Origin of the sequence: Sphingopyxis bauzanensis (genome assembly GCF_002205675.1) — a bacterium.
In the GTDB taxonomy this organism is placed as follows: Bacteria; Pseudomonadota; Alphaproteobacteria; order Sphingomonadales; family Sphingomonadaceae; genus Sphingopyxis; species Sphingopyxis bauzanensis.
Map to the genome: position 1 here is coordinate 516,949 of NZ_NISK01000004.1, position 17,675 is coordinate 534,623.

At 65.8% G+C, this 17,675-nt stretch carries 9 protein-coding genes; 5 read left to right on the plus strand and 4 right to left on the minus strand.

Annotation, left to right across the window (positions count from 1 at the left end; translation table 11 throughout):
* Positions 1 to 31 precede the first annotated feature (31 nt).
* The 5 genes from CDQ92_RS18055 to CDQ92_RS18075 all read left to right on the plus strand — a co-directional run bounded on the left by CDQ92_RS18055 (position 32) and on the right by CDQ92_RS18075 (position 10,694).
* Positions 32 to 364: a phosphoribosyl-ATP diphosphatase gene (locus tag CDQ92_RS18055; RefSeq protein WP_088443251.1), complete on the plus strand. Its 333-nt coding sequence runs from the start codon at positions 32 to 34 to the stop codon at positions 362 to 364.
* Positions 365 to 372: 8 nt separating this feature from the next.
* Positions 373 to 750, plus strand: a complete 378-nt coding sequence (locus CDQ92_RS18060; RefSeq protein ID WP_088443253.1) for a histidine triad nucleotide-binding protein — start codon at positions 373 to 375, stop codon at positions 748 to 750.
* A 139-nt stretch (positions 751 to 889) separates the two neighbouring features.
* Positions 890 to 6,733: an alpha-2-macroglobulin family protein gene (locus CDQ92_RS18065; protein ID WP_088443255.1), complete on the plus strand. Its 5,844-nt coding sequence runs from the start codon at positions 890 to 892 to the stop codon at positions 6,731 to 6,733.
* 167 nt (positions 6,734 to 6,900) lie between these two features.
* Positions 6,901 to 9,030, plus strand: coding sequence for a penicillin-binding protein 1C (pbpC, locus tag CDQ92_RS18070; RefSeq protein ID WP_088443257.1), 2,130 nt, complete (start codon positions 6,901 to 6,903; stop codon positions 9,028 to 9,030).
* Positions 9,031 to 9,134: 104 nt separating this feature from the next.
* Positions 9,135 to 10,694 (plus strand): amino acid permease, encoded by a 1,560-nt coding sequence (locus CDQ92_RS18075; RefSeq protein ID WP_088443259.1) that lies wholly within the window; start codon positions 9,135 to 9,137, stop codon positions 10,692 to 10,694.
* Positions 10,695 to 10,789: 95 nt separating this feature from the next.
* Here CDQ92_RS18075 and CDQ92_RS18080 read toward each other — a convergent pair whose 3' ends face one another.
* The 4 genes from CDQ92_RS18080 to CDQ92_RS18095 form a co-directional block, all read right to left on the minus strand.
* Positions 10,790 to 12,034 (minus strand): multidrug effflux MFS transporter, encoded by a 1,245-nt coding sequence (locus tag CDQ92_RS18080; protein ID WP_088443261.1) that lies wholly within the window; start codon positions 12,032 to 12,034, stop codon positions 10,790 to 10,792.
* Between the two features lie 122 nt (positions 12,035 to 12,156).
* Complete coding sequence (locus CDQ92_RS18085) at positions 12,157 to 12,456, minus strand: hypothetical protein (RefSeq protein WP_088443263.1); 300 nt, start codon at positions 12,454 to 12,456, stop codon at positions 12,157 to 12,159.
* 26 nt (positions 12,457 to 12,482) lie between these two features.
* Positions 12,483 to 15,368: a M16 family metallopeptidase gene (locus tag CDQ92_RS18090; RefSeq protein ID WP_088443458.1), complete on the minus strand. Its 2,886-nt coding sequence runs from the start codon at positions 15,366 to 15,368 to the stop codon at positions 12,483 to 12,485.
* A gap of 101 nt (positions 15,369 to 15,469) precedes the next feature.
* Positions 15,470 to 17,626: an acylase gene (locus CDQ92_RS18095; protein ID WP_188682391.1), complete on the minus strand. Its 2,157-nt coding sequence runs from the start codon at positions 17,624 to 17,626 to the stop codon at positions 15,470 to 15,472.
* Positions 17,627 to 17,675: the final 49 nt, after the last annotated feature.

Here is a 17,675-nt window from a genome sequence, read left to right on the forward strand (position 1 = left end):
CGCTAGTCACGCTCGCAAAGGGAGCGCGCGGATGAGCAAGGCAATGGGTGAAGCGCTGGGGCGGCTCGAGGCCGTCATCCACGACCGGCTCGCCGCGGGCGAGGCCGAAGCCTCCTACGTCGCCAGCCTCGCCGCCAAGGGCCGCGGCAAGATCGCGCAGAAGCTAGGTGAGGAGGCCGTCGAGGCGGTGATCGCCGCGGTCAGCGAGGATGACCCGGCGCTGATCGGCGAAGCGAGCGATCTCGTCTTCCACCTCTCGATCCTGCTCGCCGAACGTGGCATCGCGTGGGACGCCATCGCCGCCGAACTGGCTCGCCGCCACGGCACCTCAGGCCACACCGAAAAAGCCAGCCGCCAGTCCTAGGAGCCACAATGCCGATCGACGCCACCCAGCCCTATGACGACAGCAATATCTTCGCGCGCATCCTGCGCGGCGAGTTGCCGTCGAAGACCGTCTATGACGACGAGTTCGCGCTCGCCTTTCACGACATCAACCCGCAGGCGCCGCTCCATATCCTTGTGATCCCCAAGGGCGCCTATGTCAGCTGGGACGATTTTTCGGCGCGCGCGAGCGACGCCGAAATCGCGGGTTTTGTCCGCGCGGTCGGTCAGGTCGCGCGCGACGCGGGGCTCGTCGCCCCCGGCTACCGCCTGCTCGCCAACACCGGGCTCGACAGCCACCAGGAAGTCCCGCACCTCCACGTCCATATCTTCGCCGGCCAAAAGCTCGGCCCGATGCTCGCGCGCTGATGTTTGGCCGTTGTCTATGACCGCGAGCACAGCCTTTTCCTGAAACGCGGCTAAGCGTTCCCGGTACGCGGCGACGGGTGGACAGCAGCCCCTGTTTCCAGCAGGATAGCGGCGCGGGTTCAAGCGGGGAGACGGGGCGATGAATATGCGATGGCAGGGGCTCGCGGCACGGTTTGCCGGCAAGGCCAAACTGGCGCTGATCCTCCCCCTTTCGCTCGCGATGGCGGCGACCGCAACCGCTGATACGGTGCCGCAGGTGACGCTCGCCACCCCGGGCAGTTCGGGGACCGGCGATGGCACGATCACCCGCTTCACGCTGCGCTTTTCCGAAGACATGGTACCGCTCGGCGATCCCCGCGCCCCGGCCGCCGCGACCAACGACTGCAAACTCCCCGCGTCATCCCGCTGGGTCGATACCCGCACCTGGGTGCTCGAATTCGACAAACCGCTCCCCGGCGGGCTGCGCTGCCATGTCGAACTCCGCAATGGCCTCAAAACCGCGCGCGGCATCACCGTCGCGGGCAACGACCGCTTCGCGCTCGACACCGGCGGCCCCTCGGCGCGCGCGATCCTCGCGGGCGGGATGAACGGCGATGTTGAGGAAGAGCAGATTTTCCTCGTCGCGACCAACGTCGCCGCCGAGCGCGCCTCGGTCGCGCGCTACGGTTATTGCGCGGTCGACGGCATCGGCGAGAAAATCCCGCTCGACGTCCTGCCGCGCGGCACCGCGACCGAAATCCTGACCGGGCTCGGCGACAACAACTGGTCGCGCCAGTCCTTCACCTATGACGCCGGATTGCCGCAGCGCTTCCCCGCCGCGGGCGCCGACCGCGAGGCACTGATCGACCGCGTCGTCCCGGTCAAATGCCGCCGCCCGCTGCCCCCGGGGCGCGAGATGGCGCTCGTCTGGGACGCCCGCATCTCGCAAGCCGGAGTCCCCGGCCGCACCGCCGGGCGCGACCAGCGCTTCGATTTTGACGTCCGCCCCGCCTTCACTGCCAAAATGTCGTGCCGCCGCGTCAATCCGCAAGCGGGCTGCAACCCCGTCCAGGACGTCACGCTCAGCTTCGCCTCACCGGTCGCGCGCGAGACCGTGCTCGCGGCGACGCTCAATACCGCTGACGGCAAGAAGCTGACGCCAAAGGTCGACGACGACGACAAGAATGACGCGTACCTCACCAGCGTCCGCTTCACCGGCCCGCTGCCGCAGAATGTCGACGCGACGCTGATCCTGCCCGCCGATGTCACCGACCAGAGCGGCCGCAAACTACAGAACCAGTCGAACTTCCCGTTGAAATTCCATATCGACCGCGCCCCGCCGCTGGTCAAATTCGCCGCCGAATTTGGCATCCTCGAGGCCGGCGAGGGCGGCGTCCTGCCCGTCACCGTGCGCGGGGTCGAAGGGACAATGGTCAGCAAGAACCTCAAGATGCCGGCCACCGCGCTTCGGGTCGGCGACGACGACGTGGCGATCGCGCGCTGGCTGAAACGCGTCGATGACGCCGACGACACCGATTATCGCGAGGAAAAGGACCGCACCGGCAAGGATATCCGGGTCAACTACACCGGCACCAAATCGGTGTTTGCCGATGCCCCCGCGGGCGGCGAGCGACGCGACATGCAACTGACCCCGCCCGGCGGCGGCAAGGAATTCGAGGTCGTCGGCATCCCGCTCACCGCAAAGGGCTTCCACGTCGTCGAAATCGCCAGCCCCGAACTCGGCGCCGCGCTGCTCGGGCGCAAGGCAACACGCTATGTCGCGACCGCCGCGCTCGTCACCAACATGGCGGTGCATTTCAAATGGGGCCGCGAAGGCTCGCTCGCCTGGGTCACCGCGCTCGACACCGGCCTCCCCGTCGCGGGCGCCGAAATACGCGTCTCGGACAGCTGCACCGGCCGCCTGCTCGCGCGCGGCACCGCCGACAAGGCAGGCCGCCTCGCCTTTGCGGGCGGACTGCCCCAGCCCGAAACCTATTCAAGCTGCGAGGAAACCCCCGATCCGACCAAGAGCGAGGGCCATGCGCTGATGGTCTCGGCGCGCTCGGGAGACGATTTCAGCTTCACCCTCACCGACTGGGGCAGCGGCATTCGCCCCTATGATTTCGACCTCCCCTATGGCTGGTCGGAACGCGAGGATATTCTCCACACCGTCTTCGACCGCTCACTCGTCAAGGCGGGCGAGACCGTTCATATGAAGCATATCCTGCGCCGCCCGGTCGGCACCGGCTTCATGACGCCGCAGCCGCTCGCGGGCAAACTCCGCCTCGTCCACCGCGGCTCGGACACCGAATTCGAAATGCCCTTCGCGATCGCCACGAGCGGCAGCGGCGACAGCGTGTGGAACGTCCCCGCCTCGGCGCCGATGGGCGATTATGAACTGGTGTTCGTCACCAAGGACAAGGATGGCGAGGACAAGACGATCTGGTCGGGCCAGTCAGTCAAGGTCGACGAATATCGCCTGCCGACGATGAAGGCGACCGTCACCGGGCCCAAGACATCGCCGGTGCGCCCGACCGCGGTGCCGCTGTCGCTGTTCGTCGGCTATCTGTCGGGGGGCCCCGCCCCCAATATCCCGGTCGAACTGCGCACCAATTTCCGCTCCAGCTGGTCGCCGCCGCAAGATTACCGTGACTGGGATTTCGACGGCCAGCCGGTCAAGGAAGGCTTGATCCAGCTCGACGACAGCGGCGACGAGCCCGCCGCCGACCTGCCGCTCGCGCGCTCGGTGCCGCTCAAGCTCGACGCCAATGGCGCTGCCACGACCAGCGTCGCGGTCGACCAGCCGATCACCGAACCGACGGTGATGGCGGCCGAAATGGATTATGAGGACGCCAATGGCGAAACTTTGACCTCCAGCCGCCGCATCACCCTTTACCCCTCCGCCGTCCGCCTCGGGCTCAAGACCGACGGCTGGCTGATGCGCGACAACGACCTCAAGCTCAATTTCATCGCACTCGACATTGACGGCAAGCCGATTTCGGGCCAGCGCGTCTCGGTCGCGCTCTACAACCGCGAGATCATCACTGCGCGGCGCCGCCTGATCGGCGGCTTCTACGCCTATGACAACCAGATGCGCACGACGAAGCTCGCCGCCAGCTGCACCGCGACGACCGACAAGCTCGGCCGCGCGCGCTGCGCAATGGCGCCCGGCGTGTCGGGCGAAGTGACGGTGGTCGCAACCACACTCGACGCCGATGGCAATGAAGCGCGCGCCGTCCGCTCGGTCTGGCTCGCGGGCGACAATGAATGGTGGTTCGGCGGCGACAATGGCGACCGTATGGACGTGATCGCCGAAAAGCCGCGCTACGCCGCAGGCGACACCGCCAGCTTCCAGGTCCGCATGCCGTTCCGCGAAGCGACCGCGCTGGTCACCGTCGAACGCGAAGGCGTGCTCTCCAGCTTTGTCGTGCCGCTCAAGGGCACCAACCCCGTCGTCAAGGTCAAGCTACCCGCAACCTACGCCCCTGACGTCTATGTCTCGGTGATGGCGGTGCGCGGCCGCGTGACCGGCGATGAAAGCTGGTTCCGCAAGATGAAGCGTGCGGTCGGTTTCAAGATCGAGAATAGCGAAGGCGCCCCGCCGACTGCGCTCGTCGACCTCGCCAAACCCGCCTACCGCATGGGCATCGCGCGCATCAGGGTCGGCTGGGAAGGCCACCAACTCGGCGTCAAGGTCAAGGCCGACAAGGAAAAATATTCGGTTCGCGAGACCGCCAAGGTCAGTATCGAGGTCAAGACCCCCGGCGGCAAGGCGCCGAAAAACGCCGACGTTGCTTTTGCCGCGGTCGACGAAGCCTTGCTCCAGCTCGCGCCCAACGAAAGCTGGGAGCTGATCGACGCGATGATGGGCGAACGCACCCTCGACGTGCTAACCTCGACCGCGCAGATGCAGGTGGTGGGTAAACGGCATTATGGCCGCAAGGCGCTCGAACCCGGCGGCGGTGGCGGCGGTGACCTGTCGGGGCTGACCCGTGAAGACTTCCGTCCGGTTCTGCTGTGGAAGGGCAATGTTCCGCTCGATGCCAAGGGCCGCGCGACGGTCAACGTGCCGCTCAGCGACAATCTGTCGGGCTTCCGCCTCGTCGCGATCGCGACCGACGGCGCCCAATTTTTCGGCACCGGCGAAACCAGCGTCCGTACCGTGCAGGATCTCGGCATCTTTGCCGGGATGCCCGAACTGGTGCGCACCGGCGACACCTATGACGCACGATTCACGCTGCGCAACGGCACCGATCAGGCGATGGAGGTCACCGCGACCCCGACGCTGTCGCCCGCCGTTGCGACCGCGCCGCCGCTCACCGTCACCATCCCCGCGGGCGGCGCGGTGCCGATCAGCTGGTCGATGACCGCGCCCGAACAGACCGGCCCCATCGAATGGACGGTCGAGGCGGTGGCGAAGGGCGGCAAGCAGCGCGACCGGCTGGTCTATGCGCAGGTGGTCGAACCCGCGGTGCCGGTCGAAACCTGGGCCGCCAGCCTGTTCCGCGTCGGCCCCGGCACGACGCTGCCGATCGGCATCCCCGCGGGCGCGCTGCCCGGCGGTTATGTCGATGTCGCGCTCGCGGGAACGCTCGCGCCGCCGCTCGCCGGGGTGCGCGACTATATGAGCGCCTATCCCTACACCTGCTTCGAACAGGAAACGTCGCGCGCCGTCGCGCTCGGCGATCTCGGCCGCTGGCAGGCGCTGGCCGGGGCCCTGCCGACCTATCTCGATAGCAGCGGCCTGCTCCGCTACTGGCCGAACGAGCGGCTCGAAGGCTCGATCGAGCTGACCGCCTATGTGCTCAGCATCACCGCCGCGAACGGCTTTGCGATCCCCGATGCGCCCAAGGCGAAGATGGTGGCGGCGCTGCAAGCGGCTGTCGAAGGACGGCTCACCCGCAAAGGGTATGGCCCCTACGACATCCGCCCGGTCCGCATCGCCGCACTCGCGGCGCTCGCCCGCAATAATGCATCGAGCGCGCAGCTGGTCGCCGCCAACGACATCGCGCCGATCGACATGACCACCGGCACGCTCTCCGACTGGCTGGTCGCGATCGAACGCACCCCGGGCGTCCGCGGAGCCCCCGCGCTGCGCACCGCGGCCGAAGCCGAGCTGCGCAAGCGGCTCGTTTACGAAGGCACCCGCCTCGACCTCGTCGATGACGCGCGGGCGCCCTGGTGGATGATGACCAGCGGCGACGAAATGGCGATCAAGGTATTGGAAGCCGTGCTCGGCCGCAAGGGCTGGGAAGACGACGCGGGCAAGCTGATGGTCGGCGTCGCGCAGCGCCAGCGCAAGGGCCATTGGGACACCACCCCCGCCAACGCTTGGGGCGCGGTCACCGTCCGCCGCTTCGCCGAACTCTATCCGGCAAGCGCGATCACTGGGATCACCAACATCAGCCTCGCGGGCGCCAGCGCTTCGCAAAGCTGGCCGCTTCCCGCCGAAACGCCCTCGCCGCTGCGCGTCGCGCTGAATGCCGCGACGATGAGCCTGAAGCACGTCGGCACCGGCGCGCCCTGGGCCACCGTCAGCGTCAAGGCCGCGGTGCCTTTGAAGGAACCGCTCAACGCCGGTTACCGGATCAAGCGCTCGGTCAGCATCGTCAAGGCGGCGAACAAGGATCGCCTGACGCGCGGCGACGTGATCAAGATACGGATCGAGGTCGTTGCGGCCGCGGGCCGGACCTGGGTGGTGATCAACGATCCGATCGCCCCCGGCGCGACGATCGTCGGCAACCTCGGCGGCCAGTCCGAAATGCTTGCCGATCAGGCGGGCGGATCGGGCGCGCAGCCGAGCTATGTCGAGCGCGGCAAGGACAGCTGGCGCGGCTATTTCGGCTGGATGCCCGCGGGCACCCATGCGGTCGAATATGTCGTCCGCCTCAACGGCTCGGGCCGCTTCTCGCTGCCGCCGACGCGCGTCGAGGCGATGTACTCGCCCGCGATCCGCGGCCAGTGGCCGAATGGCACGCTGACGGTGGCGAGCGTGGGGCAGTGACGATCGGCTACGGAAAATTCTCCCTGTCGCGCAGCGATGGGGAGGTGGCAGCGCGAAGCGTTGACGGCGGGGCATTTGCGCTGCCGTCGCGGCCCCTTCACCATCCTGCAGATGGTCCCCCTCCCCAGGGCTTCGCCACAGGGAGGATCGATTAGATTTCGCCATCCATGGACGCCCGACACCGCATCCGCGACATCCTCGCCTGGCTCGCCCTCGCCCTGCTCATCCTCACCACCACCGCCCACCTCGCCACCAGGCCGCCTGCCATGCCCGATTACGCCGCCGTCCGCGCCGACTGGCAGCCCAGCGAAGCGTGGCTCTACGACCGCGACGGCCAACTCCTCGACAGCGAGCGCGTCAATTTCGAGCGCCGCCGCCTCGCGTGGGTACCGCTGAACGCCATCAGCCCCGCCGTCCGCGCCGCCGTGGTACAAAGCGAAGACCGCCGCTTCTGGTCGCACGGCGGGGTCGACTGGCTCGCGGTCGCCAGCGCCGTCCGCGCGCGCTGGACCGGCGACCGCTCGCGCGGCGCCTCGACCCTCGCGATGCAGCTCGCCGCGTTCCTCGACCCAAGCCTCGCCCAACCCGGCAAGCGCGACTGGCGCACCAAGCTTAGCCAGATGCGCGCCGCACAAGCGCTCGCCGCAGACTGGTCGCACGACCAAATGCTCGAGGCCTATTTCAACCTCGTCCCGCTGCGCGGCGAGGCGCAGGGCATCGGCGCGGGCGCCCGCGCGCTGTTCGGCAAGCGCCCCGCCGACATGACCCGCACCGACGCTGCGCTGTTCGCCGGCCTGCTCCCCAATCCCACCGCGAGCGCCGACGCGCTCGGCCGCCGCGCCTGCCGCGTGGCCCGAACCAGAGACTGCACCGCGATCCGCGCCGCCGCCGCGACGCTCGTCTCGGGCGACCGCGCCGCGCAGCTCGACCCCGCGCTCGCCCCGCATCTCGCCGTCCGCCTGCTCGACAAACCCGGCAAGCGCGTCACCACGACGATCGACCGCCGCATCCAGACCGCCGCGATCGTCGCGCTGCGGCGCCAGCTCGCCGGGCTCGGTTCCGACCGCGTCCGCGACGGCGCCGTGGTCGTCCTCGACAATGCGACCGGCGAAGTCCTCGCCTATGTCGGCGGCGTCGGCCTTAAATCGACCGCATCGCAAGTCGATGGTGCCAATGCGCGGCGGCAGGCCGGGTCAACGCTCAAGCCGCATCTCTATGCGCAGGTGATCGAACATGGCTGGCTCACCGCCGCCTCGATCCTCGACGACAGCCCGGTCCAGCTCGACACCGCCTCAGGCCTCTACGTCCCGAAAAACTACGACCGCAGCTTCAAAGGCCCGGTCAGCGTCCGCCACGCGCTCGCATCGTCGCTCAACGTCCCCGCGGTCCGTGCGCTCGTTATCGACGACGTCCAGCAGTTCCGCGACCGCCTCTGGGCGCTCGGCTATCACGGCCTCGTCGAGGACGGTGAATATTACGGCTTCTCCCTGGCGCTCGGATCGGCCGAAGTTTCACTCGTCGAACAGGCAAACGCTTTCAGAACATTCGCAAATTTCGGAAAGTGGTCGCCGGTCATATTCGACGCTACGCGGCAGCTTCGCCAACTTTCGCCGCGCCAGATTGTGAACCCCGCCGCCGCCTTCATCGTCGGCGACATCCTCGCCGACGCCGCCGCGCGCACCGACGCCTTCGGCGCCGACAGCGCGCTGCGCCTCCCCTTCTGGGCCGCCGCCAAGACCGGCACCTCCAAAGGCATGCGCGACAATTGGTGCATCGGCTGGTCCGACCGCTTCACCGTCGCGGTCTGGATCGGAAATCTGGAGGGCGATTCGATGCGTGCCGTTTCGGGCACCTCGGGCGCGGCGCCCGTCTGGCGCGACGTGATGCTCGCCCTCCATGTCGGAAATCCGGGCATGGCGCCGACGATGCCCGACGGCGTCGAAGCGCGCCAGATCGCGCTCCCCGGCACCCGCGAACCGCCGCGCCGCGAATATTTCCTCCGCGGCACCGCTCAGACCGAAATGGCGGCCGCGCCGCAATTCGCGCGCCGTCCGCGCATCACCAGCCCGGTCAGCGGCAGCGTCTATGCACTCGACCCCGACATCCCGATCGATCGCCAGCGGCTGGCGGTGACCGTAAGCGGCTCAGTCGCCGGATATCGCCTGATCCTCGACAAGAAACCGCTCGGCGACGCCGACGCCGGACAACAGATCCTGCCCCGCCCGGGCAGCCATATGCTCGCGCTCGTCGACCCCGGCGGACGGATGATCGACCGGGTGCGTTTCACAGTGCGATAAAGCGCGTGTCACAACCCTGAAATTAAGTTGCGCTGCCGCGCGAAGCGGCTAGTCTGCGCGCCAGGAGAATGGCGGCAAAGCCGCCGACAAGGGGATCAACATTCATGATATTTGGCCGCGTTAAATCGCTCGACGCCATCTTGGCGACTGCCGAGAAGAAATCGCTTCACCGCACCCTCGGTGCCTTTCAATTGATGCTGTTCGGCATCGGCTGCGTCATCGGCACCGGGATTTTCGTCCTGACCGCCGCCGGGGCGCAAAAGGCCGGGCCAGGGCTGATGCTCGCCTTCGCCATTGCCGGGTTGATCTGCATCGTCGCAGCGCTCTGCTACGCCGAAATCGCCGCGATGATCCCTGTCGCTGGCTCCGCCTACACCTATACATATGCGACGATGGGCGAGGTACTCGCCTGGACGGTCGGGTGGGCGCTCGTCCTCGAATATGCAGTCGCCGCATCCGCCGTATCGGTCGGGTGGTCGGGCTATCTCAACGGACTGTTGATGGAGTTTTTCGGCTTTCAATTCCCCGCTGCCCTCGCGGGCGCGCCGCTGGCACTGGGCGGCATCGAGGGTGGTATCATTAACCTGCCTGCGGTGTTCATCGCATTGCTCATGACCTGGCTGCTGATGATCGGCACCACCGAAAGCGCGCGCGTCAATGCCGTGCTGGTCGCGATCAAGGTCACTGCGCTGACCGCATTCATTGCCCTGACGCTGCCGAGCGAGGCTTTCTCGACCGACAATTTCAACCCCTTCCTGCCCGCTGGCGTCTTCGGCGGTTTTGGTTCGGGACTCGGCGCGGTCGGCGCGGCGGCGACGATCTTCTTCGCCTATGTTGGTTTCGACGCGGTTTCGACCGCGGCTGAAGAAACCAAGAACCCGCAGCGCAACGTGCCGATCGGCCTGATCGGTTCGCTGCTTTTCTGTACCGTTTTCTACATTCTCGTTGCTGCGGGCGCAGTCGGCACCGTTGGCGGTCAGCCGATCATGGGGCCGAACGGCATACCCTTCCCCGCCGGTTCGGAAGAACTGGCGCGGCAGTGCGCCACCTTCGCCGCAAACGAACTGCCGCTGGTCTGCTCGAACGAGGCGTTGGCGCATGTGCTGCGCCAGATTGGCTGGTCGGGGGTTGGCAACATGCTCGGCATCGCGGCATTCGTTGCGCTGCCGTCGGTCATCCTGATCCTGCTGTTCGGCCAGACCCGCGTGGCGTTCGTGATGAGCCGCGACGGCCTGCTACCCGAATCGTGGAGCAAGGTGCATCCGAAGTGGAAAACCCCGCATGTGATCACCGCGATCACCGGCGTCGCTGTTGCCTTTGCGGCGGCCTTCCTGCCGGTTGGCAAGCTGGCCGACATCGCCAATGCGGGAACGCTTTATGCGTTCATGATGGTCGCGATTGCCGTCATGGTCCTGCGCAAAACCGCGCCAAATACGCCGCGCGCTTTCAAGACGCCGGTGTTGTGGTTGATCGGTCCGCTGACGATCGCGGGCACCGTGTTCCTGTTCCTCAACCTTCCGTTTGAAGCGATGATCGTGCTCCCCGTCTGGGCCGTGATCGGCCTGATCTTCTACTTCCTCTATAGTCGCAGCCGCAGCCATCTGGGCCGCGGGATCGTCGAAGTCCATGAGGATGAATTGGAACCGCATAGCCCGATCAACTGATCTGGCCGGATCGACCAGTAAGAAGGGCCGCCGCGGCAGATGCCGCGGCGGCCCTTTTCGATTCGGATTGACCCGTCTGGGCGACGGCTCTTTCGTCAGTACGGCGTTCTGGGTGCCGTTCCCGGCCGGGTGAACAGCTTGCCGCGCTCGGCCCAGAACACCAGGACCAAACCAACGACGGCGCTGATCAGAAAGGCATAGGCAAGCGGCAAGGTCGATCCATCATATTGCTGACCGATCGTCGCGCCGACAACCGCCGCGAGCAGCGTCTTGGCAAAGCTTTGGTACGACGAAGCAACCCCGGCCATATGGCCGAAATCTTCCATCGCGATCGATCCGAAATTGCTGCCGATAAAACCGATCAGCCCGACATTGACCATCATCAGCGCAGTGAACATCCATAAAGTCTCGGCGCCGCTCAGCGCCGCAGCAATCTGCGCCATTGATGTCGCCATGAAGGCAAAGACCGCGGTCTGCGATACCCGCCGCGCACCGAAACGCTCGACGATCGCGGCGTTCGAGAAATTGGCGATCGCGATCCCCACCGCGACGCAGGCGAAGATCAGCGGGAACCAGCTTTGCGCGTTAAACACCTCGTCGATGATCTGCTCGCTGCTGTTGAGATAGCCATAGAGCGCGCCCTGCATCATGCCCGACGCGATCATATATCCCGCGGCGCGCCGATGCCGCGTCACCGTAGCCCAGCCGCTGACCATTGTCCGCCAGTCGAGCCGGCGGACGTCGGCGGGCTCGAGCGTTTCGGGCAGACGGCGGAGCCACGCAACCATGAGGAGGCCCATCACCGCCAAGACGATGAAGATCGCGCGCCAGCCGGCGACCGCTTCCACCCCGGCACCGATCGTCGGCGCGATGATCGGCACGATCATGAACACGAGGAAGATCAGCGAAAGCCGCTTGGCCATCGCATCGCCCGAAAACAGGTCGCGGATCACCGCGACGACAATCACGCCGAGCGCGGCGCTGACCAGCCCGTGACCAAAGCGCAGCGCGAGAAGCATTGGAAAGCTGGTCGCCAGCCCGCAACCGATCGAAAAGACGACATAGGCGAACAGCGCCGGGACGAGCACGCCCTTGCGCCCGAAACGGTCAGCGAGCGGGCCGTAGATCAGCGAGCCGAAGCCAATCCCGAGCAGATAGATCGAAATGACATATTGCCGGTCGTTGGCGACAAGGACGCCAAGGCCTTTGCCAATCGCGGGCAGCGCGGGCAGCATCGCGTCGATGGCGAGCGCGTTCAGCGCCATCACCATCGCCATCATGACCACCATTTCGCGTTCGCCCGGCAGGGTCCGCTTGGAGGGTGGGGCCGGGTTGTGCATCGCAGCAGCCTATGGTCCCAAGCCGGAGCTTTGAACACCCCCCAAGGCAAAGAGCATTGCTATGCAACGCAAAAGGGCCGCTCCTCGCGGAACGGCCCCCTCGCGTTTTTCTAGCGCATGGTTCAGCCTTGGCGGGTACCGGTCATCGCCATCGAACCGAAAGCCCCGGCCTTGATCGTACCGGTCAGCGCGTCACCGTCGATCGTCGCTTCGCATTCGAGCGTCATCGGCATCGGCACCTTCATGTCCATGGTCCAGGTCAGCTTGTTGCCATCGACCTTGCCGTTCTGGACGTCGAGCGCTCCCATGGCACCGGCATTCGATCCGGTGAAGCTGTCGCCATCGCTTTTGACCGTGAACACCGACTTCTGGTCGCCCATCGGCGACTTCGTTACGCAATCATAGCTGCCGTCTACGGACATCGAAGCTCTCCTTACTGAAATCAATGTTAGTTAATCGGAGTCGCTGTTTCGACCGTCAAACCCAATCCGTCAAGCTGCGGTTTGACCACCGCCGCATCGCCAACGACGACATAGACAAGATCGTCGGTGCTCAGCGCCTTGCGCGCCGCCGCGTCGATTTCGGCCGTGGTCATCGCTTCATAAGTGGCGGGCAGCGTCTCGTAATAATTGTCGGGGCGACCGAATTTGACGATCTGCCGCAGTCCGGCGAGCACATCGGCCGAAGTTTCGAAGCTGCCCGGCAATTCGCGCACGCTGCCGTTGATCGTGCGCTCCAGCTCTTCCTTGGTCACCCCCTTGTCGGCGAGGAAGCCCTTGAGGTCTTTTTGCAGTTCCTTGATCGAGTCGCCGGTCCGGTCGGCCTGCACCGGCGCGACAGCGACCCAGCTCAGCCGGTCGGTTTCACCCGAAATGCGGCTGCGCACGCCATAGGACCAGCCTTTGGTCTCGCGCAAATTGGTGTTGAAGCGCGACAGGAAATTGCCGCCGAAAATATCGTTCGCCGAACGCAGCACTTCCAGCTGGTCACCACCCTTCGCGTCGAGCACCTTGCCCGCCAGGATCACCGACTGCGGCGATTTGGGGCGGTCGAAGAGCACGATACGCGGCTTGGGCGCCGGGATTGCGATGTCGAAATTCTTGACCGGTTTCGCCGTTTTCGGCGCCTTCCACTGGCCCAGCGTCGCGTCGAGCTGCTTCTTCACCTCGGCCAGCGTGGTGTCGCCGACGACGAAGACCCGCGCATTGTCGGGGCGGATCCACGCACCATGGAACGCCGCCAACTGATCACGCGTCGCCGCTTCGACAGCCTTGGCGTCGCCCAGCCCCGACGGCGGAATGCCATAAGGATGCTCGGCGCCATAGAGCATCGGCGCCATCAGCCGCGATGCGATGGCGTTCGGATTGTTGAGTTCGGCCTTCAGCCGGTTGAGCTGCTGCGCGCGAACCCGCTCCAGCTCCTTGGCATCGAACGCCGGGTTGCGGATATAGTCGGCGAGCAGCGACAGCGACGCGCCCAGATTGGGCTTCAAGGCGAACAGGCTGAACACCGTTTCGTCGGCGTTGGCGGTCGCATCGATCTGCGCGCCGAGCCGTTCCTTCGCTTCAGCAAAGGCGATCGAATTGAGGTTGGTCGTGCCTTCGTCCATCAGGCTGAGCATCAGCGATTGGGTACCGAGCGCACTGTGCGGATCGGCAGCATAGCCCGCGTCAAAGCTGACCGCGACGTTGACCGTCGGCACCGTCGTACGGCGGGCGAAGATGACCTCGACGCCGTTTTTGAGCTTGGTGCGTTCGATCGCCGGGAAGTCGAGCGCAGTGAGATCGGCGACCGCGGGCAGTTGTGAGCGGTCGGCAATCGAGGTCGCCGCGCCGACACCGGTATCGGGGCCGACATCGCCAAGCGCCGCGTTCCAGTACCGATCAGGCGCCACGGCCTCGGTGATCTTACCCGCCGTCACCGCGCCGCCGCGGTTCTCGCCGCCTTCGGTGCGTTCGCCGGGGGTATAGGTCAGCGAGAAGGCCGGGCGCGACATCCATTTGCGCGCCACCGCTGCGACCTGTTCAGGGGTCGATTGGGCCATCCGGTCGAGCTCGACCTTGTAATAGCCCGGATCGTTCGAATAGAGCGCCCCCTCGGCCAGCGTGACCGCCTTGCCGCCAAAGCCACCAACCGATTCGAGCCCCGAGATGGTGCCGCCCAGATAGCTCGCAGCGGCGCGCTGCAGTTCGTCGGCAGTCGGGCCGGTTGCAAGGAATTTGGCGATTTCTTCGTCGAGCTTCTTGCCAACCGCCGCCACATCGGTTCCGGGCTTCACATCGGCCTGGATGATCAGGATGCCGGCATCTTCAAACGGCTGGGCAAAGGCAGCAACGCTTACCGCGACGGGGTCGGTGCGGACCATCGCATTGTCGAGCCGCGACGACGACAGGCCGCCGAGCACGGCGGTCGCCATCTGGAGCGGCACGGCTTCGGCATCGTTCAGCCCGGGGATCGCCCACATGCGATAGATGCGCGGGGTCGGGATGAGATCCTTGACCTCCTTCGCCAGCGGCGCGGGCAAGGTCGGGACGGTCGTCTGGGGTGCAGTGATTTCGGGACCGCGCGGGATGTCGCCGAACCACTCCTCCACCTTGGCCTTGGCGGTGGCGACGTCGACGTCGCCCGCCAGCACCAGCACCGCATTGTTCGGGCCGTAATTATCGGTGAACCACTTCTTCACATCGTCAAGGCTCGCCGAATTGAGGTCGGCCATCGAACCGATGGTGCTGTGGTGATAGGGATGACCCTTGGGGAACAGGTTCTCGAAAATCTCGTAGCGCAACAGGCCATAGGGGTTGTTGTCGCCCTGGCGCTTTTCGTTCTGGACGACGCCGCGCTGGTTATCGAGCTTTTCCTGCGTCACCGCGCCGAGCAGATGCCCCATGCGGTCGCTTTCGAGGAACAGCGCGCGGTCGAGCGCGCCGGTCGGCACGGTCTCGAAATAATTGGTGCGGTCGACGCTGGTCGTGCCGTTGCTGTCGGTCGCGCCGACCTGTTGCAGCGGTTCAAAGAAATCGCCGGGGGCGTTCTCCGACCCGTTGAACATCAGATGTTCGAACAGATGAGCAAAGCCCGTCTTGCCCTTGGGCTCATGCTTCGACCCGACGCGGTACCATACCGACACCGCGACGACGGGCGCCTTGCGATCTTCGTGCACGATCACGCGCAGGCCGTTGTTGAGGGTGAAGGCCTCGTAGGGAATGTCGACCGCCTTCACCAGATCGGCGATCGGCGCCGGATCGGCGGCCTTGGCCTTGGCGAGCGCGGGGCCGGCGGCGACGAGCGAGGTAGTCACCGCCAGAGCAAGGGCGAAACGATGGAAACGTGGCATGGGCATCCTCTGGGATAATTGTGGCAGACGCGATATGGCCTGCTTACGAGCGGGTGCCGGACGGCACTGTATCAACGGTCTAGGACAGGCTTTCGGAGCTTTCAAGGCCGATAGAAGCGCGCCCCGCTGGCTTTCAGCGCCGCTGGATCGAACAGCACGGGTTTGACCTGATGGCGCACGAACAGCGGTGCCTGATCGTTATAATGCGGGCTTTCGGGCCGCGTCGTCGCCGAACCAAAGGGCTGGATCGATTCCGAGCGGACCCGCCCCTGTTTGTCCCAGGTCATGAACATGATGAAGCTGTCGCCGTGGCGTACCTTCAACCGGCCGTCGGGTTCGGCATCCCACAGGGTCGACGCGCGCACTGTATCATTGCCGCCATCAAGCGGCAGGTCGATCCGGTAGGCGCCTTCCCCATGGCGCAACCGCAGGACGGTACCGAGTTTGGGGTCGAGCCCGCCAAAATGTGTCTGCAAATGCGTCACGGTCTCGGCCAGCACTGTGCGGGGATCGGGACCGGCCCGGCGCTGGTAATGGCTGCCGTTCGCGGGGCGCAGCACCATCAGTGCCAGCGCATCGCCCTTCCCCTTGCCGTCGAGGTTCCAGTCCCAGCGGCGCAGCAGGTTTTGCGCGTCGACCAGCGCCGGGTCGTTCTTGACGTTCAGCGCCAGCAAGCGATCCATCCACGACTTCGCGTAACCGGTCTTTGCATAAGCGGTGTCATATTTGATCGCCTTTAATCGCGCCTCGTCGATCTGGCCCGATGCTTCGAACAGGTCGATCAGCCGCGTCGCGCGATTGGTCATGTCATCCTCGACCCCGAGCAGCGGCGAGAAGGCCGCCGCGTCAAGTTCGTCGCCCGGTCCCGCTGCGACCCATGGCGTGTTGTTGGCGTTCATCACATAGCCCGAGCGCGGATTGACCAGCGCAGGGGCGCGGTCGAACGGCAGCGTTTTTGTCCATAGTGCCGCCGATGTGTCACCCGGCAGTACGCCGCGCCAGTTGAACCCGTCGGGTCGATCGGGGAACATCGCGTTATAGAACAGGCCGATATTGCCCCTGGCATCGGCGTAGATGAAATTGGTCGCGGGCACGCCCTGACCCGCCATCGCAGCGCGCCATTCGGTGAAATCCTTTGCCTTGTTCAGCCGGTAATATTGGGTGACCATCGCCGACTGGTCGATGCCTGCGTAACGGATCGCAAAGGCACCCTTCTCATTCTTGACCACCGGGCCATGGACCGAGCGATAGATGGAGCGCGGGATCGGCAGCACGAACGGACCGAATTTCACCTTCAGCCAGACGCGCTTTTCCTCCAGCGGCCGCCACGCGCCGTCGTAGCGATATTGGTCGCCGTTCTCATTCAGCACGAGCTCGTACACATCGATCAGGTCGGGGCGATTGACCGTGTTGGTCCAGCCGAGATATTTGTTATGCCCCAGGAAAGGATAGGGCGAACCGGGAAAATTCGCGCCCGCGAAATCCCAGCCTTCCTCGCTATGGACCACCAGCTCGTACCAGGCGACGCCGCCGGTCCACGGCTGGTGCGAGTTCGACACCAACCGGGTCGCGCCATCGGTCGAGCGCGCTGGCGCCACTGCCATCGCGTTCGATCCGTTCGACGCCGGGTCGCTGCCCACCGGCGTGTCAGCGCGCGGCACGATCTTGCCCGTCGCGTCGAGCGCCGGACCGCCCTCGCGGTTCAGCGGCTTGCCCTCGACCAGCGATCCGAGCACCGAATCGAGCCCGAAGAAAAAGGGCGAGCGCAGCACAAAGCCCGCGACGACATCTTCGCCGGTCACCGGGAACAGCCCCGACAGTCGCACTTCACCGGGATGCTTGTCGGCGTAACGGTTGAGTCCCGCCGCATAAGCGGTGAACAGCACTTTCACATCGGCGGGCAGGCGCGGCCAGTCGCGCGCGGTCGTCGCGCGGACATCGAGGAGCGCCGCAGCATAATCGACCTTCGCGCCATCCTCACCCAGCATCGCCCCGGCGCGCCCGCGCGTCATCGCGAGCACTTCCTGCAAGGTCGCAAAATCATCCTCGGCGTGGGCGTAGGCGACGCCATAGGCGACGTCGGCGTCGGTCTTGCCAAAGATATGCGGCACCCCGAACTTGTCGCGCGCGATGCGAACATCCTGCGGCTTATATGCTGGCGCAGCAGGCGCCTCGGCGATCAGCGGCTCCCACAGCGCCAGCGACGCGGCGGTGACGATCAGCAACAGCAGAATTCCCAGCAAAATCCGTCGCAGCATCTCTGGTCCTCTTCATGCGCCCGATCCGCGTCTGTCTGACCGCCATGTC